Consider the following 21,073-nt stretch of genomic DNA (forward strand, 5'->3'; position numbering starts at 1 on the left):
TTTCCATTACCTGAAAATATGCGGAATTCCAAATTCAATATTAGGAATATTCTATCTATTCATAATGTGCGCTTTAATGAATTTTATCCATCGATCGTTAGCAATACATTCACAAGGAGGATTGATTTATGGAAAATACGAATTCAGCAACTCTTAAACGTACTCTTACTTTGAAGTATGTCGTCTTTTTCGGATTGGCTTTCATGGCTCCAAAAACGTTTTTCTCAACATATGGGGTTGCTGTACACAGTACCAACGGGATGATGCCAACGGCATATGCTATTGCTTTAGTTGTCATGTTATTCACAGCTTATAGCTATGTTCAATTAGTGAAAGCGTTTCCTAATGCAGGTGCAGCATATACGTTTACGCAAAAATCAATAAGTCCACATATTGGGTTTATCGTCGGTTGGACAATCATCATTGATTATATATTTAGCCCGATGATCAGCTCCCTTATCGTCGGAATTTCATTGAAAGCATATTTTCCATCACTTCCGATGTTTGTTTGGATCATTTTATTTATTGTGGTTATTACGACTGTCAACATCCTTGGCATTAAATTGGCTGCGAAACTTAATGCGTATATGCTTTTCTTGCAATTTTTATTGTTTGCACTATTTTTCATTTTGTGCATTAAAGGGCTTATTGCAGGTAAAGGTGCAGGGTCATTATTTTCAACTCTTCCCTTTTATGATTCTGAGATTAGCGTACCCACTCTTCTATCTGTCATCCCTATACTATGTTTTAGCTTTTTAGGCTTTGATGCAGTAACTACATTATCAGAAGAGACGAAGGATCCTACGAGAACGTTGCCAAAAGCGATTTATTTCATAACGATTATCGGCGGATTTTTATTTATCACAGGTTCTTATTTTGCACAACTAATTTTTCCGGAGTTTCATTCTTTCAATAACCCTGAATCCGCCTATTTAGAGGTTGCGATGTATATCGGCGGAAACATTTTTGTGAGCTTCTTTGTAGCAGTAGGACTAACTTCTACCACTGCTTCAGCCGTTGCATCGGGAACGAGTGCCTCTCGTATTTTGTATGCGATGGGAAGGGAAAATGTATTGCCGAAAAAAATCTTCGGCTATCTTTCCCCGAAATACCGGACACCGGTATTCAATATTTTACTCATAGGTGTTGTTGCGTTAAGTGCTCTTTTCTTAAATCTAACGACAGCCGTATCGCTTATTAGTTTTGGAGCGTTATTTGCCTTTTTCTTTGTGAATCTTTCGGTTGTTTCTTACTATTATTTCCAAAAGAAACAGAGGTCCTTTAAAGGAACGATTCAATATTTGATTATTCCGCTTATTGGTGCAGCATTAATCGGATTGTTTTTTATAAAACTAGATAAACATTCATTAATACTAGGTGGAACTTGGCTGCTTATCGGATTTATTTACCTATTAAACTTAACGAAAATGTTTAGACAACCGCCTCCTGAGCTTGCCTTTGAAGAGGCTTGATAATAGAACTATAAAAGAAGGGAATGATGGATGATGAATCAACGACTAGCTGACATAATTATTTCAAGCACAACTGTATTTACAGGTCTTTCCGACCAACCTGAACCCGCTTCCATTGCTATTAACGACAACAAAATCGTTGCGATTGGTTCTGAGGAAGAAATTAAACATTACGCAGGTGAGCACACGAAAATCTATCAGTTTAAAGACCAATTAATAATGCCGGGATTCCATGATTTCCATCTTCATATTATGCAAGGTGCCGTTGCCCTCAGTAGTGTCAATCTGTTCGCAGCTCGTTCAGAAGATGAAGCGCTGGATATGATATCTGAATTCGCTGAGTCAAAACCGGAAAATCAATGGGTAATCGGATTTACATGGGATGCAGGTTATTGGGATACACAGCAGTTACCGACTCGCCATTCATTGGATCACATTCTCCCTAAACGGCCAGCACTCATGTTTCACGCTGAAGGACATTATGCATGGGTGAATACGAAAGCATTGGAGATTGCAAATATTACTCGTCATACGGAAAATCCTTCTTATGGCATTATAGGAAGAGACGAAAATGGAGAACCCAATGGCATGTTATATGAACAAGCAATGGATGGGGTTATCCGACATGCATTTAATTTTTCAAAGTCACAGAAGAATGATATCTTCTCTAATTTCTTGGCACACACAGCAAGCTTAGGGGTGACTGCTGTCCATGACTTACATGGTTTAAAAAACATAGAATCTCTAGATGTTTTCAAGGAATTTGAAGAAAAAGATAAATTAACAACGCGCATTCATTTATGGCCTGCTTTAAATGGCGATCTTGAGTACTCTAAACGGCTACGAGAGACTTATCAATCGGATAAACTCCGTGTGGCAGGACTGAAACAATTTATCGATGGCGTCATTACCGCCCGGACGGCTTATTTACTCGAGCCTTATGCGGATCAGCCAGAAACACGCGGTGAAACGTCATTCCCTTCTGAAACGATCAAAAAATGGGTCGTTGATGCCGATAATGAGGGCTTTAGCATTCGTTTTCATGCCATTGGAGATGGAGCGATTCGTCTTGCTTTAGACGCCTATGAGGAAGCGCAAAAGGCAAATGGTAAACGAGATTCACGGCATTCCGTCGAACATATTGAAGTGATTCATCCAGATGATATCCATCGTTTCAAAGAGCTTGGAGTAACAGCTTCGATGCAGCCAGACCACTTGGCGATGTCAGAAAGAGGAGTTTACACCGAGCGCATTGGTACTGAACGTGAAACACATGTTTTCTCGATTAATGCATTGCAAAAAGCCGGAGCGAATTTGGCATTTGGAACGGACTTCCCAATTGATATCCTCAATCCGCTTCTACAAATCTATCGTGCAGTAACGAGAATCGACAGCAGTGGAAAAACGTCATGGCATCCACATGAGCGCATCACTCTTGCCGAAGCATTGAAAGCTTATACAGTCGGACCCGCTTACGGAGCATTTAAAGAGCAGGAATTAGGGACTCTGGAAGTAGGTAAGCTTGCAGATATTGTAGTCTTAGAGCGAAATCTCTTTGAAGTACCCGTGGAAGAAATACCAGATACAAAGGTACAGTTAACGATCGTGGATGGAAAAGTAGTTTATGATATTCTGGAGCATTAATAAACGGCTTGATATTAAGAAGCTCCACTTAAAGGCGTCTTTATCACCTAATGTTCACTTTATATTGATGTAGCCAATTAAATACGGGGGACTGATATATGAATAATACAAACTCACCAACTCTTAAGCGTTCACTACCATTAAAAAATGTTGTGTTTTTTGGTTTGGCCTTTATGGCTCCAACTACTTTGTTTTCAACATATGGAGTAGCTGTTCAAAGCACGAACGGGATGATTACAACTGCTTATATCGTTGCCTTAATCGTTATGTTATTTACAGCATACAGCTATGCGCAAATGGTAAAAGCCTTTCCAAATGCTGGTGCTGCCTATACGTTTACGCAAAAATCCCTAAGTCCTCACATTGGTTTTCTCGTAGGTTGGACAATCATACTGGATTATATGTTCAGTCCTATGATTAGTGCGCTATTGTTAGGAATTGCAATGAAGGCCTATTTCCCTTTGATTCCTATGTACATTTGGATTGTTCTCTTTATCGCCACGGTTACGATTATAAATATTCTTGGTATTAAGGTAGCGGCTAAGCTTAATATGGGTCTTCTATTCTTGCAATTCGGAACACTTGCGTTGTTCACGATTTTTTCATTGAAGGGTCTTTTAAATGGTCAAGGAGCAGGAACGCTTTTTTCGATCCTTCCTTTTATTGATCCAAATATAAATATGCAGGGCTTCATGTCCATAATCCCTATTTTATGCTTTTCCTTTTTAGGATTTGATGCAGTAACAACTCTTTCTGAAGAAACGAAAAACCCTCGAAAATCTATACCCAGGCCTATTTATCTTGTAACGATCATTGGTGGATTATATTATTTTATCGGATCTTATTTTTTACAGCTTGTCTGGCCAGACTACCAATCATTTAAAGCCCCGGAATCTGCCTATATGGAAATTGCCATGTATATCGGGGGTAACTTTTTAATAAGTTATATGCTTGCTGAAGGAATCATGTCAAGTTTTTCATCAGCTATTGCGTCGGGAACAAGTGCTTCACGTATTTTATATGCAATGGGACGTGAACGTGTACTTCCTGCCAAAATATTCGGATATCTTTCTCCTAAATTTCGTACACCTGTATTCAACATATTAATTATAGGTGTCGTTGCTTTAAGCGCTCTATTCATAAGTCTTACGACTGCCGTATCTCTTATAAATTTTGGTGCATTATTCGCTTTTACTTTCGTTAATCTTTCGGTTATCGCTCACTATTATATCCGAAAAAAGCAGCGTTCCTTAATGGGGACAATTCGGTACCTTATTATTCCGTTAATTGGTGCTTCTCTGACAGGTTTCTTTTGGATAAAGTTGGATATCTATTCGCTAATACTAGGAGGAACTTGGTTTGCGATCGGATTTATGTATCTTTTAAATCTTACGAAAATGTTTAGACAACCGCCTCCTGAGCTTGCCATTGAACAAGCTTAATAATAAGGAAGCTACTCTATGGAATTGAAAGGAATGATTGATAATGAATCAACAACTAGCTGATGTGATCATTTCAAGTAATGCTGTATTTACAGGTCTTAATGATCAACCTGAGCCCGCCTCAATTGCGATTAAGGACAACAAAATCATTGCGATTGGTACTGTGGAGGAGGTTAAATCTTATTCAGGCGAGAATACGAAAATCTATCAATATAATGACCAATTAATTATACCGGGTTTTCATGATTTCCATCTTCACATGATGGATGGGGCTGTTTCGATGAATAGTGCCAACTTATTCTCAGCACGTTCAGAAGAAGAAGCATTGGAAATGATTCGTGAATTTGCCGAATCACGTCCGCAAGATCCATGGATAATCGGCGCTTCATGGGATGCGGGATATTGGGATTCGCAGCAATTACCGAATCGGTATTCATTGGATCGTATTCTTCCCGATCGTCCGGTGCTTATGTTTCACGCCGAAGGTCATTACGCATGGGTAAATTCAAAGGCACTTGAAATCGCAAATATTACCCGACATACGGAAAACCCTTCGTATGGATTTATTGGAAAAGACGAAACTGGAGAACCCAATGGCCTTTTATACGAAAAAGCAATGGATTCGGTTATCCTCCATGCCTATGATTTTACTAAAGAACAAAAGAGAGAACTTTTCACGAATTTCCTCGTTCATGCGGCTAGTTTAGGAGTAACATCCGTCCACGACTTATTTGCTATAGAAGCATTGGAAATGCTTAATGATTATGATGTTTTCAAGGAATTTGAAGACAATGGAGAATTGACAGCACGTATTCATTTATGGCCGGCTTTAAATGGCAATCTTGAACGTGTCAAACAATTACGAGATACATTTCAATCGGATAAACTTCGTGTGGCAGGACTGAAACAATTTATCGATGGCGTCATTACGGCCCGTACCGCTTACTTACTTGAGCCTTATGCTGATCAACCGAAAACATGCGGTGAATCTTCGTTCCCTCCTGAAACGATCAAAAAATGGGTCGTTGATGCAGATAAAGAGGGCTTTAGCATTCGTTTTCATGCCATTGGCGACGGAGCGATTCGCCTTGCTTTAGATGCCTATGAGGAAGCGCAAAAGACAAATGGTAAACGAGATTCGCGTCATTCTGTTGAACACATTGAAGTGATCCATCCTGAAGATGTTCATCGGTTCAAAGAGCTGGGCGTGACAGCTTCAATGCAGCCAGATCACTTTGCGATGTCCGAAAGAGGTGTATACACCGAGCGAATTGGTAAAGAACGAGAAAAGCATGTTTTCTCGATTAAAACATTGCAAGAAGCCGGTGCGAAATTGGCATTCGGAACCGACTTCCCAATCGATTCCCTTGATCCGCTTCTGCAAATCTATCGTGCAATAACGAGAATCGACAGCAGCGGTGAAACGGTATGGCATCCACATGAGTGCATCACACTGTCCGAGGCATTGAAAGCTTATACAGCCGGATCCGCTTATGGTACTTTTAGAGATGAGGAACTGGGTACATTAGAAGTAGGAAAACTTGCTGATATCATAGTATTAGAACGAAACCTCTTTGAAGTACCAGCAGAAGAAATTCCTAATACAAAGGTACAGCTTACGATCGTTGATGGAAAAGTAGTTTTTGATCATACGGCGTCTTTAATCAACAAGTAATATAATCATTAAAAGAGGATTCTACAACTGTAGAATCCTCTTTTGTCCATGGACAATCGTCTATTCCGCAACCAATGCGTTAGACATATGTATTTCGCTTAATAGCCATGCCTATTTTATTGAAAAAAGTGGGATTAGGCCACCTGCATGATGAGTGCTTCAATTAAATAGAGAAGTATTGGCATATAAAGATGAAGAACCACCAGAGTGAATGAATAAGATGTTATCCTCCGGCTTAAATGTGCCTTTTTGTATTAAATCAATGAGTCCCGCTGCCGCTTTACCCGTATATACCGGATCCAGCAATATCCCTTCCGTTCTTGCCATGAGCTTGACTGCTTCCACCATTTCAGGTGTTGGCAAAGCATAACCCGGCCCGACATACTCATCAAAACACGTAACCGCTTCACGAGGAATTGAATTTGGAATGCCGATATGTGTTAAAGTTTCTTTAACAAGCTGAAAAACTTTCTCTTCTTGCTCCGCTTTTCCTCTGCTTACGTTTATTCCAATTACTGACACTCCACTTTGATTTCCATGAAAACCTGCCACCAAGCCAGCATGCATTCCCCCACTGCCGCTTACACAAATAACTGCTTTCAAATCAATCCCTTGCTCAAAGGACTGTGCCAAGATCTCCTGAGCGCATGCAACGTATCCGGTTGCACCAATGACGTTGGATCCCCCAACAGGAATGATGTAAGGTCGGTGTCCTTTCCCTGTTACCTCTTTAGCCACTTTCTGCATTTCTTGCATTAAGTCCGCTCCATTAGGTACAACTATAATTTGGTCAGCCCCCAATAAATGATAGAGAAAATAGTTACCGTTAAAATCCGGCTCTGAATTTTTTGAAAGTCCCTCTTCCAACACAAGGATGCATTTCATTTTCTCTTTAACCGCAGCAGCCAGTGTCAAGCGGCAATGATTTGACTGAATGCCCCCACATGTAATCAACGTGTCCGCACCTTTTTCCAATGCATCGGCAACAAGGAATTCCAGTTTTCTTGTTTTATTTCCCCCAGCCGTCAAACCAAGCATATCATCACGTTTGACGTAAATGGATGGTCCACCAAGAACATCAGAAAAATGATCTAACCTCTCAATTGGTGTATATGTCGGTGTATATCTCTTTCTAGGAAATTGTGCTAAATTCATTTTAAAGCTCCTCCTGTATCCTCTATGTATATTAAAGAAATGAAAATATCAATCTGATGTATTCATTTCTTTAGTATAATCTTCGATTTCAATCATAGCATTTTTATGAAATCGAGCAACATGAATCTCACTTCTTGCATGGTTATCTGTAAAAAAAATCCCCATATACATCATTCATCAAGGCAATGTGAGGCATATCAACCGTTGATTATATAACAAAAGTATCAGCAGTTCCCCAATTTCAGCATGGATGGGGGCTTCCCTGAATTTTTCCCCTTGCCAATAAGGACAGATAGCCTTGTGAGAGTCTTTGGTTATAATAGTTTCATAGACCACATCCCCCTCCTTTTCTATATCATTAGTTGTGCCGCAACAGAAATGGTCTCGCCACATTGAATTGTATAAATAATCAAAAGTATGAAGCATTGAAATGACTTAAATCATTTTTTAAGATAAAATAAATATACTTGTATATAATTGGATTTTAGAAAGGAGCACCATGGAAACCAATCACTATCAATATATTACAGAACAAATAGAACATTATTCTTCTAAGCCCTTAAGGGAAGCTATATTTTTTGTTATAAAAAATGCGATTATTGAAGGAATATTTTTACCCGGGGACCGTTTAACGGAAGATGATATTGCCCAGCAATTCAATTGTAGCCGTACACCGGTTCGTGAAGCTTTGAGGAAATTGGAACAGGAAAATTTGCTTCAGGTGAAACCTGGTATCGGGATGGTCATATCCAATGTGGATATTGAACTTTTACAGCAGGAATTGGAAATCCGGAAAATGCTCGAAAACTATTCGATAGAAAAAGCTTGTGAAGGAATTACGGAAGAGGAATTAAAAAAACTGGAATGGGCAACGGATAAACTGCAGCAGGCAATTAATAGTAATGACAGAATAGCTGCAAGCCGTGCAAACATTGAATTTCACCGCTTATTATATTCCTACTCGGGAAATACCTTTCTCCAAAAGACTACGGATTCATTATGGCTTTCTTTTCGAATTTCCTTTTTATCCGCCCGTAATGAAGATGTTACAATGGTTGATAAATCTTGGTATGAGGAACGAAACAACGAGCACTTACAGGTAATCCAAGCCATTCGTGACAAAGATGCAGAAAAAGCAATAAAGATCAATACAATCCATATCCAAAAAAACTATGATTATTACCTCGATTACATAAAACGTGTATCACAATAAAATTCACATAAAAGGGTTCCTTTTTGCGAATACCGCAATTGTAGGGACCCTTTTACTATATCAGGCAGCATTTCGAACGATTCGGGAGTTATTTGGCCTTCACTCTTTTTTTCTGCCGTCCCGCTCGAAATTCCGACCAGGATTACTCATGTCATTTCAATGAATTGAATCCAAATGCAGCTTCACTTTAAAGAAGTCTTCAGGCGTGTCAATGTCAAAGCCCAACATCGAATTGTCAAAAGAAACGGTCTCAGTCACCTCATCATTTTTTTTGATGATGTTTTTACCACCTTGATCACCTTTTATTGAATGGAATTCTTTGAGTATTACTGCATCCACTAGTATCGGATGTCCTACCTCTCCTTTATATTCTGGCCGGACGATCCGTACTCCTTCGTCTTTACACTCTTTATATTTTTCAATTAAAGCTTGAATGACTTCAAGGGAAATAAGGGGCTGATCCGCAAGGAAGATCATGACTGCATCCACATGTTCTTTAATGGATTGAACTCCAAGTTTTAGAGAAGTGGACAATCCATCTGCATAATTCGGATTATGAATAATCTTCAATTCTGGATAATCTTCACTATGTTGCCGGATTTCTTCCATATATTTACCGGCAACCAAATAGATGGGCTGCATGGAACTGCCATGGATAGAATCCATGACATGACGAAATAGAGGTTTGCCCCGTAAAGGAAGTAACAGTTTCGGTTCTCCCATTCGAACCGACATGCCTGCCGCAAGTATAATCGCACCTATTTTAGGCATGAATTTTCACTTTTCCATGCAAGGGTGCGGGAATTCTTCCATTTCTAACCGACATCAATTCCGACACAATACTTATTGCAACTTCATCCATCGTTTCAGCACCGATATCCAAACCAATTGGTGAGTGGATCGGACCGCTGTTGAAGTCTTCTCCAATTGTATTAAGCATTTCCGTGGTACGGGAGATCGGGCCAAGCACCCCGATATATCGAGGGTCACTTTCCAAAGCCACTTGTAAGGTTTTCTCATCCAAGGACTGGATATGATTCATGACTACCCACCATGATCCAGTTAATTCAGAAGGGTCTATTTCATCTGGGCATTTTTGCAAATTAGTAGCTAAAGGAAACAAGCGATCATTATTGAAATTCTTACGTGAATCCAATACCGTTACGGAAAACCCAGCTTTTGCTGCTAATTCGACCACTGGAACAGCATCCCTGCCAGCCCCGGCAATAATCAAATGCTCACTGGGTTTTATTGCATCAATTAGATATCGTTTTCCCTTCAGATCCATCAATTCCGCTCGAGTTTGTGTATCCATTACCATCCTTGCTTTTTCAACGACTTCAGATGGTATACCTCCAGGATTCCCAATGAGGTTACCATATTTATCGACGATTAGACCTTTACCGGTGGATACATCCAATACCATCGTGAATTTATGACCTTTCTGGACAATTTGATTTGTCATCATCCAGAATTCGTCATTTGGCTCAATAGGGAGGATACATATATCCAATTTACCTTTGCATCCTATTCCCAACCCCCAAATTTCATTCTCACTTAAGTCATATTGGTGGGTAACGAAAGTGTTAGTTTCCATAGCTTTTTCCGCCCAGCCATATAAATCGCTTTCCAAACACCCGCCACTTATCGTACCAAACATACGACCGTCCGTTGCCATCATCATTTTTGCACCTGGAAGTCTGTATGCTGAACCCTTGACACCTATCTGCATGACCATGGCTGCCTTTTCATGCCGCTCCCATGCGGAACTTATATTCTCCAACACATCTTTAAATTCTTGTAACCTTGACATCCCTAACCCCTCCTCTAAATCTGGTATTCACATTTGGAAGCAGAAAAAGGGAGACAAATAGAAAATGACCTATTTGTTTCTCCCCCATTATTCATTTTCAATGATTTACATCAGAGCACTAATATCCTTTTCTGACTAAGAAAACACTTAAGAAAAGGGAGAGGGCAACAAAACAGAGAAGGGCAATGAACCCGCCATTATATGAACCGCTCATTTGACTGAATAAACCGACAACCATGGGCCCAAGAGCTGCAATTAAATACGATACACAGCCGAAAACCCCGCTGATGCTCCCCATAACCTCGGGTGAAGCGACTCGGTGAAGCATGGTCATGGTCAAGGCAGCTGGCATAAACAGAAGACCTATCAATAAAATGCTCAAGACGGCCGCCACTGAGCTATTTGTAGTGAAAAGTGAGAAAAGCATGAAAACGATGATAAGACCGCATGCCCCGCCTACAAAAATCGCCCTCTTCATGAAACGATCGGAGAGAAACCCCGCCACCATTTGTACAACAATGGCTAATGCAAATCCACCTGCATTTATAACAGCTGAATTAACAAAAGCAATCCCTTTTTCTTCTGTCAAATAACTTGGTAAAAAGGTCGAAATCCCGTAATAAGCAATGGAAATGCAAGAATATACAATCGTTAAGATCCAGAACATCGGACTCGAAAGAACCGCTTTAACATTGCCTTTACTTGCGGTTGAAGTTTTCCCAGCTTTTTGATTACTTTGTATATAGTTTAATTCCATTGAATTAACCGCATAATGCTTAGCTGGATTATCTCTTGTCATGATTACAAATAAGATCAAACACAAGACAGATAATGCCGCAAGAATAAAGTAACTTTCCCTCCAGCCATATGTGGACGCTATAATCGCTATTAGCGGAAGCCCCAGAACTGGTCCTATCGCATTTCCGTTATACCAGGTTGTCTGTGCCTTTGCTTGTTCATTCTGCGGGAACCAGCTTGAAGTTAATTTCAATGCCATTGGATACAGGACTCCTTCACCGATTCCCAAAATGGCCCTGGACCATAAAATCGCACTGATGGAATCGGCCATTCCACCTAAAACCATCGCAAAAGCCCACAGGGCTATGCCGATGAAACCGCTGCGTAGTGCACCTATCTTATCGACGATGAAGCCCCAAGCCAATTGACCAAAAGCATAAGTCACTAAAAATATGCTGCTAAGCGTACCTTTCACTAAGTTACCATCAATGCCCAAATCAGTTAGAAAAGGCTTGTTGGCTAGCAAAATATTAATATTTGCCTTATCCATCATGGAAACAGTGAAAAGAACAAGCAAAGGAAAAGCCGTAAAGAACCAACGGGCATTCGTCATTTTGCCCGATGCATCATGCAATTGTGGATTTAAATTATTCAAAAAATCAGCCCCTATTATCATGAAATGTCGTAACTAGTGTAATCCCCTATTTACACTTCCATTTTCATGCTCGTCTGTTCTTCTGTCATGGCATAGGGCATTTTCCATCAACAATGAATTCTAAATCGCTAATTGAACTTTTTAACCTATTTCGATTTTGCACTTTTTCGTTTCCGCTTCTTTTATCCAATTACGGAGTTTACTTGGGCTAATGGGCAATTGATTGATCGTGATTTCTAATGGTGAGAGCGCATCGACGACAGCATTCGCTATGGCTGCAGGCGGGGAAATGGCTCCTCCTTCACCTACTCCCTTGATTCCAAGTGGATTTCGGGTAGAGAGGAATTCTTGGTGGGACTTTTCAACAGTCGGGATCTCCATTGAAGTCGGCAATAAATAATCCATATAAGATCCCGTCAAAAGTTGGCCTTTCTCATCGTATATGACTTCTTCATATAGAGCTGCACCAATCCCCTGGGCTATGCCACCCTGCACTTGACCATCCACGATCATTGGATTGATGACCTTTCCTGCGTCATGAACCACACTATATCCCTTCAACTCGACAAAACCAGTTTCCTTATCCACTTCCACCATGGCAATGTGGACGGACGATGAAAAAGTAACGGTGGGCGGAACGAAGTAATGTGTGACTTGCAGGCCTGGTTCCATACCAACCGGCACCTTGCATCTGTTTCCTGGACGTGCCGCTTCCGCAATTTCCTTAAAGTTCACACATTTTTCAGGGTCGGTCTTAACAAAGGCTTTACCATTTTCCATTTGTAAATCAGAGGATTCAACTTCAAGCATGGCCGCTGCGACCGCCAATACTTTTTCCCTTAATTTCGCTGAAGCAATTTGAATCGCAGATCCAGCATTTACTGCACTCCGGCTTGCGTACGTTCCGGCACCAAAGGCCAAGTTCGCTGTATCCCCGACCCTTATTGTAATTTCTTTTGGGCTAAGCATTAATTCATCCGCACAGATTTGGGAGAATACAGTTTCGTGACCTTGCCCCTGTGGGGATGCTCCAAGGTAGGCAACAACCTGTCCAGAACCATCAACCGTGACATAGGCACTTTCGAATGGACCTGCACCGGTGCCCTCTACATAACTGGAAATGCCGACACCGACTAGCTTTCCTTGCTTCTTCAACTCTTTTTGCCTTACTCTAAATTCTTTGTAATCGACCATTTTCAAACCTTGATCCAGTGCAGCGGGGTAGTCTCCGCTATCATAAATCAGCTTTGCACCATCTTTAACCAAAATCCCTTGGTCATAGGGCATATCCTCCGCTTGAATCATGTTCTTTCGCATTACTTCCACTGGATCTTTTTTCAACTTTCTAGCGACCATATCGATGATTCGATCCATTACGAAAACGACCTCTGGTCTCCCTGCTCCCCGAAATGGGACATTCGGTGTTTTATTCGTTAAGACAATCTGGCAAGTAACATCATAGTTTGGAATCTTATAGGCTCCCCTTAGATGGTAGGCACTATTGTAGGCACATGTTAATCCGAAATAATTGACAGCGCCACTATCAATGATGAAGTGATCTTTAATTCCCAAAATAGTGCCATCCAGATTATAAGCAACCTCAACATCATGGATTTGATCCCGTGAATGGCGGGCACTTGTCAAATGTTCCAGACGGTCCTCAATCCACTTAACTGGTCTCTTCAATAACTTGGAGAGATATGGAACCATGATTTCTTCTGGGTGAACCCCACCTTTTGGTCCGAAACCACCACCTACGTCAGGTGCTGTCACCCTGATTTGCTGTTCAACCAACCCCAGTGATCTAGCAATATAAGTTCTAATTTCAAAAGGAAGTTGAGTGGACGAATATACATGCAATTGATCTGTACGGTTTTCATAGGTGGAAACTACTCCCCTCGTTTCGAGCGGGTTGGAAGAAACTCTTGGCGTTTGGATTCTTGCCTTCAGAACTTGATCTGCATCTTTAAGCGACTGTTCAGCATTTCCTGTCGTAACATGGAAATTTGACTGTACGTTATTCTGTAAATGCTCTTGAATCAAGGGTGCTCCTTTATCCATTGACTTGAATGGGTCGACAACCACTTGTAACGTTTCATATTCCACTTTTATTAAATCGGCTGCATCTTCGGCCACATACCTGTTTTCTGCAACGACGACTGCAATGGGCTGCCCTACATACATCACCTTATTCTTGGCCAGGACATCTTCATAGCAATAATGGATAGTGGGATTGATCGCTTCCTTCAGATTGGGAGGCAAAGCACAATGTGATTCAAATTGGACAAGAGGCTTTATGATCCCATCTATATCCTTTCCCGTGAGAATGGCATGCACCCCATCCAATGCCTGAGCTTCAGAGATATCAATTCCTTTAATTGCGGCATGTGCATGTGTGCTGCGGACAAAGACTGCTTCAACCATATTTGCCATTCGGATATCTCCCACGAATTCCCCTGTACCTGTAACCAAACGATAATCTTCCTTCCGCTTAACACTTTGGCCAACGTATTTTGTCATGCATGTTCCCTCCTTAATTGGACACAGTTTGGGCTGCCTGCTTCACAGCTTTAATAATATTGGAGTAACCGGTGCATCGACATAAATTTCCTGAAATGCATTTTCTTATTTCTTCTTCACCTGGATTTGAATTTTCTTCCAGGAAACTTGAAACCGTCATCAAAAACCCTGGTGTGCAAAATCCGCATTGGAGGGCATGATTATCCGAAAATGCTTGCTGTAGGTGATTAAGTTTCCCATTCTCCTTGATGAGTGACTCCACAGTCTTGACTTCACATCCATCCGCTTGGACTGCAAGCATTAAGCATGAGCGGACTGGGTCACCGTTAACATGGATTGTACAAGCTCCGCAAACTCCATGTTCACAGCCAATATGTGTTCCAGTAAGCAAAAGGTTCTCCCTGATAAAATCCGATAATAGCAATCTAGTGTCTACTACCCTCGATATATCTTGTCCGTTTACTTTTAGTTTTATCTTAACTTCATCCATCACATCACCCTGCCCCCTTGTGCACGAACAGTCGCTTGCTTTAAGGCCCGGGTGACCATCGTACCGGATAGTTCCCTTCTATATTCAGCAGTACCATGGAGATCTGATTCAGGTTCTACCAGCTCCATTGTTAAATCGCTAGCCTCCTTATAAAGTTCTTCAGTCGGTTCCTTTCCAACCAAAAGCCTCTCCACATCCTCTAAGGCTGTAGGAATGGAATTCACGCCACCAATGGCTAATTTAATCTCAGAATAACTTCCATTTTCACTTAAATCCACTACTGCAGCCACCTCTACCAGACCAAAATCCCCATGCCTTCTAGCCACTTCAACAAATGCCGATCCACTAGTCGGCCTTATTATCGGGAACCGAATTTCTTTAACCAATTGATCCGGCTGTAAGGATGTAAGCATATAGGTAAGGAAGAACTCTTCAGGGCTTACTATTTCTTCGCCGTTTACATCGGCAAGGACTATTTCTCCTTTTAAAGCGGTTAAAACGCATGGTAGTTCCGCAGATGGATCACCATGGGCGATGCTGCCGCCAACAGTTCCCCGATTGCGTATTTGTTCATGGCCTACCCACCGGATCGCTTCCGATAGCAATGGACACTTTTCCTTAACCAACTTGGATTTTTCTATTTCCCTGTGTTTCGTCAATGCCCCGATGACCAATGAATCACCATCTTCTTGTATATAACTCAACCCTTCAGTTCTGCCTATATCAATCAGGTATTTTGGCGTTGAAAGTCTCATATTCAATAATGGAATCAAACTTTGTCCTCCGGATAAAACTTTAGCATCTTCGCCGTATTCTGATAAATAGTGGACCGCTTCTTCCAAGCTCGAAGGCCGAAGGTAATTAAACTTAGCTGGTTTGATAGGAACCCCTCCATTCGTAATTGAATGACATGCATCAAATTCTTTGATGCGTTTTTAACTGTTTCTCCATATCTTTAAAAAATTTACCTGCCATGAATTTTGCAATACCACCAATTACCCTGCTTCCCACACCAGCGATCATTCCACCTATATCTGCCTTACATTCCCAAATTAATTGACAACCATCACCATCAGGAATGATTTTACAGTCCATTTCAGCAGAAACAAAACCTGGCTTCCCGCTGCCATCAGCATTTAAAATATACTGATGGGGCACTTCCAAATCCTTCAATTTCACCTTCCCCTTGTAGTCACCTTTTACAGCTGCAACACCAAGCTTAAGTTCAACATCATACTCACCATCTGCAACTAATGAAAGGTCTTGACAGCCTGGAATGGCATTCTTAAGTAATTCCGGATTATGCATGGCTTCCCAAATCACTTCTGCACTATAATCAAAGTTTATTTTCCCGGATATCTCCAATTCTCTTCGCCCCCGATCGTACAAATTTTTTATAACCTTTTGCTCCTTTGATAAAAGAACACCTTCACCTGCATACATGTATACACCTTAGTTTAAAAAAAACCAAACAAATGATTACTTTTAATAATATTAATATTACGAATTATCTGTCAATATTTTTTTCTGTTTGTTGTTAATTTTTTCACTTTTATTTCTACCGTACAAGGCCATGGTTGAAGTCCCCTTCCTCCCCATTGCCTTGTATGCTTTTTACGGTTTCACTTCTAGTTAGTTAATCAGCGGATTAGGTGGAAAAATAGCCACGTTTTGATTTAATGGCCGCCGGGGTTCATTATTACAAATTATGTAAGCCCAAGTGCTCAGACAATTGCATCCAGAACACTTTTTGATGATCAATTGATACATTTTTACTCATCAAAACGTTCTAGCAATTCAATAATAACTTTATAAGTCGATGTTGTATCCATATAGGCATATCGGCCTTTTCCGTTAAAAAAGTTACCTGTCTGTATGACCGGATAGCCCATTTCTTCTAACATCTTCATTTTAGCCTCCATGTCTTTAACGACAAAAGAGATATGGTGAACACCCTCACCATTTGTTTCAAGATGATCTTTCCACGTACTGGGTGATTCACCCGGCTCAATCAATTCAATTTGAATTAACGGCGTATTGATGAACATATATTTTGACTTTCCTTCAGTGGGCTTGCCTTTGTAAATCACGTTTGTAATATCGGTTGAACCAGAATGGATGATGGGAGGTTTTTCAATCCCCAACAACTTACAATATGCTTCTGCAGCCGCATCGAGGTCTTTTACAACTAACGCTATCTGTTCCACTTTGTTAGTCCCTAATAACGGCTGAACGCTATCATCTTCTGGTCTTTCCCATGCCGTTTCTCTCGGCTCTGCACTTTCAAGCATCTCAATTAACGTTTTGTGATCATCCAGTGTATCCACATATACATATCGGCCGTCACTTGAAGTGAATTCTCCCGTTTGCAAAGCTGGGTATCCACTTTTCTCCATGATTGGCAGCCTTTTTTGGATAGAGTCTACATCAAAAGCAATATGGTGAATCCCTTCACCTACTTCATCCAGGAACTCACGCATCGTTCCTGGATTTTTATCGGGTTCTATTAGTTCAAATTGGATGGTTGGTGTATTCAGAAAAGCCAGTTTGGATTGTGATTTCGTTGGCACACCTCTAAAAGTGACTTTCGAAACAGCACTGTCACCAGTTAGAAATGGTTCTGACTTCTTAATGCCCAGCAGTTTTGTGAAAGCTATATTAGCAGCTTCAATATCTTTTACAACAAATGCAAGTTGATTAATATTCCTATTGCCCAATAGTGATTCAGCCATACTTATAAACCTTCTTCCCATAGTTTATTTTGTAATGAACTCAACCCAATCCGCGAACTGACAATCCTCCATCACTGGAGATGACTTCGCCGGTAATTGCACGCGCTGCGTCCGACGCTAACAGGACATAAGCTGCTACATGATCTTCTGGCATCTGTGCAAGCTGAAGAGGGTTTCTTTTTTTAATACTATTGGCCTTCGTTTCATTATCCACGATTTTAACGAATGGACGTAGGGGAGGAATCACCGATAATGCTGTCAGAGTGCCACCAGGCGCAACAGCATTCACCCTAATGTTAGGAGCAAGTTCAAAGGCAAGTTGGCGCATCAACCCTATTTGGGCATGCTTGCTCGCTGTGTACCACACCCCGCCGCCATCTGGATAAAAACTGGCACCGGATACGGTGAAAATAATATTGCCATTCGATTTTTGCAATTCTTCAAGAGCGGCCTTAGCACCGAAGAAAGATCCTTTAACATTAATATCGATCAGAAAATCATATGCTTCGGAAAGTGCATCGGGAGTTACGTCGGCAAATTTAGCAAATCCATCAAAGACACCTGCATTAGCAACGAAAACGTCCAGCTTTCCAAATTGCTCGACTGTGGCCTGTACAGCCCTCTCATTGTCTTCATATTTGCTTACATCGCCTTGGTTAATGAGAATCTCTTCACCAAATTCCTCCTTCATTTTCTTTAGCGTTTCTATCGAGCGGCCGATGATGCTGACTTTTGCCCCTTCTTGTATAAAACGTCTAGTGACAGCCTCTCCAATACCTGAATTGCCCCCGGTAATCAACACTACTTTATCCTTTAATGCCATTGCCATCGTAACCAGCCTCCTCTTTTTTCCGAGTCAATATTATATGAAGATAGCAAGATTTCTAGTATTTATCGTTGATTGATCAACAATGAAAATCCGTTTGGATAGCTTCCATTTACCTTCTTCGAAAATGAATTCATCATTTCGTTCCCCCGAAATCAAATCATGTTGAATATCCGTGCTGCGGTTTCGATAGATGAGCAGGTAGCTCTTTACGACTGCCTTTTCGCCTTCAACATAGTCCTTAACGCGTACATTAGAGACAAAACGCCGTGTTCTTGATGGAGGTATTTCCGCCCAAGCATAATCCGTTTTCAAACGATCCACGCGCAGTTTCAGCAGCTCAATATCATCATTAAATGTAAACATTTCCGTTGAATAATCCGGGCGTTCCACCCCTTCTTTATTAACACGTACAGGCATTTGATAACGTAAGCTCGAGTGCATTAAATCGAACCAATCATCAAATTCAATATCATCCAGTAATTGAGCTTCATCATACAGCCACTGTTCAAATTCACATTTGAGCAACATTTTCTCCACATTCATTTCCGTTCCCCCTCCCGCTTATCATTTCGTCATTAATTCAAGCCAATACTTGTAAAAATTCCTTTGGCTCGCTTCAGTGAATTTATCATCGTAAGCAACACCCGGTCCTATAAAATCAACAGGTTCACGGTGAAGCCCCATTGTATAATTGTAGGTTAAATTCTTTAGGAAAGGCATTGGGCCTTGGGCTGCTTCAGTAATATCCGTAAACACTTCCGTATCATCCTGTTCGAAAATACCGGATGGGCTAAAGGTCAATATAAATGAATCTCTTGATCTATCTTTCCAATCTTGGGAGGCGTTCTTTTCCACGAGCATCCAAGCGATCACTTCCATTTTATTGTGACCGATTGGCCGCCACATTCTAATTGAAGTGTTGGAGATAAATTGGTCTTTGATTTTTGTATGGGATATTAAAAATGATAAGTTAGGGAAAACGTTCCCAATCATATTCTTTAAGTTTGATAACACTCCATATTGTTCTTCAGACAAATTAGTTTTAAATTCATCCTTCAATTCTTCCGGGAAAGCGAATTCAGGGTTAGGTGTCCCTAAGTTTAGTCCATGCCCGTTTTCCGTATGGATTTGAAAACCACGCTTTGAATAGGTAGCATTGGGCACCATGCCCAGTTTGGCAATCGATCCGTGTGTGACCATCGTATGATAGGAATCACCAACAAAGTTATCGGAACCAACTTTCCAGTTGGAATTGACAACGAATCTTTGCGGAACCCCGATTACTTCCATTTCTGCACGACCTACGAGTATATCCAAATACCATTTAATGTCTCCAAGAAACTCTTCAAGCGGCTCTGCATCTTCATTCCAAGTTCCAAATAAAAGACCTTTATAGGATTCAAGCTTCACTTTGTGAAGGCCCATTTCCGCCCGGTCAAGGTTGCCCCCATATATGTCCTTTTGTAATGGCACCCCTACGAGCTCACCAGTGTTTTTGAAATTAAACCCATGGTAAGGACACGTAAATAGTGACTTGTTCCCTTTATCTGCACGGCATAGTTTCATTCCGCGATGTGTGCACATATTATAAAACGCCCTGATTTCCCCTTCAGCATCACGAGTGATGATGAGTGAGTAGCCAGCCAGTTCACGGGTCATGAAGTCTCCTTTGTTGGGTACTTCAGAATCATGACCGATAAAAACCCATGTTTTCAAAAACACTTTTTCATGTTCTATATCATAAACCTTTGGGTCACCAAGGAGGTATGCAGGTATAGCGCCTTCCTCTGGTTTAACCGTTTCGTTCAGATAGTTAATAACTTGCTGTTTCGACATTTCTTCTAAGGATTTATCAGTTTTAAGCATACTTTTTCTCTCCCTTCCAAGCTTTAAATCATAAGTCTTTAACCGATTTGAACGCTCTTTTCCTTATTTTGCAGAGTAGCCAAAACACTTAATGCCGCTAGATAACTCGTTTTCGGATTATTTGGCATCGGATCATTTTCGACTTCCAGTTTCAGTTTCCCGAATGAACCTGACGCTTCTATGAGGTGATTGTTTTTTAACACATTTGGATCGGCAATGATTTTCACTTTCGTCTTTTCAGTTCCAAGGCCAGCCAAGGACAGCACAATCGCAACATTAATGTTTCTCGGAAACTGTTTAATCGCTTCTGCAGCAGTTCCTTCAAATAATACCGTTTCTTCTGTCACTGTAGAACCTGCAGGCAATGCGTTTGGCGGTTTTCTTGTGGTGATGCAAACAGATTCAAGGCCATTCACCGCTTTTGCCGACTTAAGTACATCGAGACCTCCAATCGCACCAGACGGAAGGAGAATATTCACATTATTCATTTTGCAAATCTGATTTGATTGTTCTTCAAATGCAGGATTCGCCATCACGCCAATGCTGCTTAGCAAGAGATCCTTCCCGCTTTTAAGCACTTTCAATGCATACTCTTCAGCTGCTTCAATCGTAGCAGCCTCTATGACTAAATCCACATCGGATTTAAGGAGTTCATCGACATCACTAAATGACTGTGTCCTGAATTCTTCTGCTAGCTGTGCCGCGATTTCTTCACGGCGGGCATAAATCGCAACGATTTTCCCACCCGGAAGAAGCCCGTCGGTATTAATGGCCTGAAGCAGAAATTTTCCGATATTACCACACCCGATTAAACCTAATTTCATGTTAG

The 21,073-nt window shown here is 41.0% G+C and carries 18 protein-coding genes; 5 read left to right on the plus strand and 13 right to left on the minus strand.

Annotation, left to right across the window (positions count from 1 at the left end):
- Window positions 1-128 precede the first annotated feature (128 nt).
- From MPH60_RS10845 to MPH60_RS10860, 4 genes are all read left to right on the plus strand, one after another.
- Window positions 129-1,472, plus strand: coding sequence for an APC family permease (locus MPH60_RS10845; protein WP_241588708.1), 1,344 nt, complete (start codon window positions 129-131; stop codon window positions 1,470-1,472).
- A 33-nt stretch (window positions 1,473-1,505) separates the two neighbouring features.
- Window positions 1,506-3,116: an amidohydrolase gene (locus MPH60_RS10850; RefSeq protein WP_241589032.1), complete on the plus strand. Its 1,611-nt coding sequence runs from the start codon at window positions 1,506-1,508 to the stop codon at window positions 3,114-3,116.
- 98 nt (window positions 3,117-3,214) lie between these two features.
- Entirely contained in the window at window positions 3,215-4,558 is a 1,344-nt protein-coding gene (locus tag MPH60_RS10855; RefSeq protein ID WP_241588709.1) for an APC family permease, read from the plus strand.
- A 43-nt stretch (window positions 4,559-4,601) separates the two neighbouring features.
- Window positions 4,602-6,233: an amidohydrolase gene (locus MPH60_RS10860; RefSeq protein ID WP_241588710.1), complete on the plus strand. Its 1,632-nt coding sequence runs from the start codon at window positions 4,602-4,604 to the stop codon at window positions 6,231-6,233.
- 159 nt (window positions 6,234-6,392) lie between these two features.
- Here MPH60_RS10860 and MPH60_RS10865 read toward each other — a convergent pair whose 3' ends face one another.
- The gene (locus MPH60_RS10865; RefSeq protein ID WP_241588711.1) at window positions 6,393-7,388 is read right to left on the minus strand and encodes a D-cysteine desulfhydrase; all 996 of its coding nucleotides are present in this window, start codon (window positions 7,386-7,388) and stop codon (window positions 6,393-6,395) included.
- Between the two features lie 499 nt (window positions 7,389-7,887).
- Here MPH60_RS10865 and MPH60_RS10870 point away from each other — a divergent pair, with 499 nt between their 5' ends.
- A complete protein-coding gene (locus MPH60_RS10870; RefSeq protein WP_241588712.1) occupies window positions 7,888-8,601 on the plus strand; it encodes a GntR family transcriptional regulator in 714 nt (237 codons plus the stop codon).
- Between the two features lie 156 nt (window positions 8,602-8,757).
- On the opposite strand, the gene MPH60_RS10875 is transcribed toward MPH60_RS10870, so the two are convergent.
- The 12 genes from MPH60_RS10875 to nadX form a co-directional block, all read right to left on the minus strand.
- Entirely contained in the window at window positions 8,758-9,372 is a 615-nt protein-coding gene (locus tag MPH60_RS10875) for a nucleotidyltransferase family protein (protein ID WP_241588713.1), read from the minus strand.
- Window positions 9,365-10,414 carry an XdhC family protein gene (locus MPH60_RS10880; protein WP_241588714.1) on the minus strand — a complete coding sequence of 350 codons (1,050 nt, stop codon included), beginning with the start codon at window positions 10,412-10,414 and terminating at the stop codon, window positions 9,365-9,367. Before MPH60_RS10880 ends, MPH60_RS10875 begins: the two co-directional genes overlap by 8 nt.
- A 118-nt stretch (window positions 10,415-10,532) precedes the next feature.
- The gene (locus tag MPH60_RS10885; RefSeq protein ID WP_241588715.1) at window positions 10,533-11,807 is read right to left on the minus strand and encodes an MFS transporter; all 1,275 of its coding nucleotides are present in this window, start codon (window positions 11,805-11,807) and stop codon (window positions 10,533-10,535) included.
- Window positions 11,808-11,948: 141 nt separating this feature from the next.
- Window positions 11,949-14,327 (minus strand): xanthine dehydrogenase family protein molybdopterin-binding subunit, encoded by a 2,379-nt coding sequence (locus MPH60_RS10890; RefSeq protein WP_241588716.1) that lies wholly within the window; start codon window positions 14,325-14,327, stop codon window positions 11,949-11,951.
- 13 nt (window positions 14,328-14,340) lie between these two features.
- Window positions 14,341-14,817 carry a (2Fe-2S)-binding protein gene (locus MPH60_RS10895; RefSeq protein ID WP_241589033.1) on the minus strand — a complete coding sequence of 159 codons (477 nt, stop codon included), beginning with the start codon at window positions 14,815-14,817 and terminating at the stop codon, window positions 14,341-14,343.
- Window positions 14,817-15,746 (minus strand): FAD binding domain-containing protein, encoded by a 930-nt coding sequence (locus tag MPH60_RS27890; RefSeq protein ID WP_336275362.1) that lies wholly within the window; start codon window positions 15,744-15,746, stop codon window positions 14,817-14,819. The genes MPH60_RS10895 and MPH60_RS27890 overlap by 1 nt, the downstream gene beginning before the upstream one ends.
- On the minus strand, window positions 15,733-16,260 hold the full coding sequence (locus MPH60_RS10905) for an SRPBCC family protein (RefSeq protein WP_241615825.1): 528 nt from the start codon (window positions 16,258-16,260) through the stop codon (window positions 15,733-15,735). Before MPH60_RS10905 ends, MPH60_RS27890 begins: the two co-directional genes overlap by 14 nt.
- A gap of 329 nt (window positions 16,261-16,589) precedes the next feature.
- Window positions 16,590-17,549 (minus strand): VOC family protein, encoded by a 960-nt coding sequence (locus MPH60_RS10910; protein WP_241588719.1) that lies wholly within the window; start codon window positions 17,547-17,549, stop codon window positions 16,590-16,592.
- Between the two features lie 40 nt (window positions 17,550-17,589).
- The gene (locus MPH60_RS10915) at window positions 17,590-18,378 is read right to left on the minus strand and encodes an SDR family NAD(P)-dependent oxidoreductase (RefSeq protein WP_241588720.1); all 789 of its coding nucleotides are present in this window, start codon (window positions 18,376-18,378) and stop codon (window positions 17,590-17,592) included.
- A 33-nt stretch (window positions 18,379-18,411) separates the two neighbouring features.
- Entirely contained in the window at window positions 18,412-18,921 is a 510-nt protein-coding gene (locus MPH60_RS10920) for an aromatic-ring-hydroxylating dioxygenase subunit beta (RefSeq protein ID WP_241588721.1), read from the minus strand.
- A 21-nt stretch (window positions 18,922-18,942) separates the two neighbouring features.
- On the minus strand, window positions 18,943-20,244 hold the full coding sequence (locus MPH60_RS10925) for an aromatic ring-hydroxylating oxygenase subunit alpha (RefSeq protein WP_098371931.1): 1,302 nt from the start codon (window positions 20,242-20,244) through the stop codon (window positions 18,943-18,945).
- Between the two features lie 38 nt (window positions 20,245-20,282).
- Complete coding sequence (gene nadX / locus MPH60_RS10930) at window positions 20,283-21,068, minus strand: aspartate dehydrogenase (RefSeq protein ID WP_241588722.1); 786 nt, start codon at window positions 21,066-21,068, stop codon at window positions 20,283-20,285.
- Window positions 21,069-21,073: the final 5 nt, after the last annotated feature.

Origin of the sequence: Peribacillus sp. Aquil_B1 (genome assembly GCF_022603275.1) — a bacterium.
Taxonomy (GTDB): domain Bacteria; phylum Bacillota; class Bacilli; order Bacillales; family DSM-1321; genus Peribacillus.

Coding starts and splice junctions, on each gene's coding strand:
- MPH60_RS10895 (WP_241589033.1), bottom strand. CDS start 14,817: ATGGATGAAGTTAAGATAAAACTAAAAGTAAACGGACAAGATATATCG.
- MPH60_RS10845 (WP_241588708.1), top strand. CDS start 129: ATGGAAAATACGAATTCAGCAACTCTTAAACGTACTCTTACTTTGAAG.
- MPH60_RS10910 (WP_241588719.1), bottom strand. CDS start 17,549: ATGGCTGAATCACTATTGGGCAATAGGAATATTAATCAACTTGCATTT.
- MPH60_RS10890 (WP_241588716.1), bottom strand. CDS start 14,327: ATGACAAAATACGTTGGCCAAAGTGTTAAGCGGAAGGAAGATTATCGT.
- MPH60_RS10915 (WP_241588720.1), bottom strand. CDS start 18,378: ATGGCAATGGCATTAAAGGATAAAGTAGTGTTGATTACCGGGGGCAAT.
- MPH60_RS10925 (WP_098371931.1), bottom strand. CDS start 20,244: ATGCTTAAAACTGATAAATCCTTAGAAGAAATGTCGAAACAGCAAGTT.
- MPH60_RS10905 (WP_241615825.1), bottom strand. CDS start 16,260: ATGTATGCAGGTGAAGGTGTTCTTTTATCAAAGGAGCAAAAGGTTATA.
- MPH60_RS10920 (WP_241588721.1), bottom strand. CDS start 18,921: ATGAATGTGGAGAAAATGTTGCTCAAATGTGAATTTGAACAGTGGCTG.
- nadX (WP_241588722.1), bottom strand. CDS start 21,068: ATGAAATTAGGTTTAATCGGGTGTGGTAATATCGGAAAATTTCTGCTT.
- MPH60_RS10850 (WP_241589032.1), top strand. CDS start 1,506: ATGAATCAACGACTAGCTGACATAATTATTTCAAGCACAACTGTATTT.
- MPH60_RS10860 (WP_241588710.1), top strand. CDS start 4,602: ATGAATCAACAACTAGCTGATGTGATCATTTCAAGTAATGCTGTATTT.
- MPH60_RS10855 (WP_241588709.1), top strand. CDS start 3,215: ATGAATAATACAAACTCACCAACTCTTAAGCGTTCACTACCATTAAAA.
- MPH60_RS10875 (WP_241588713.1), bottom strand. CDS start 9,372: ATGCCTAAAATAGGTGCGATTATACTTGCGGCAGGCATGTCGGTTCGA.
- MPH60_RS10870 (WP_241588712.1), top strand. CDS start 7,888: ATGGAAACCAATCACTATCAATATATTACAGAACAAATAGAACATTAT.
- MPH60_RS10880 (WP_241588714.1), bottom strand. CDS start 10,414: ATGTCAAGGTTACAAGAATTTAAAGATGTGTTGGAGAATATAAGTTCC.
- MPH60_RS10865 (WP_241588711.1), bottom strand. CDS start 7,388: ATGAATTTAGCACAATTTCCTAGAAAGAGATATACACCGACATATACA.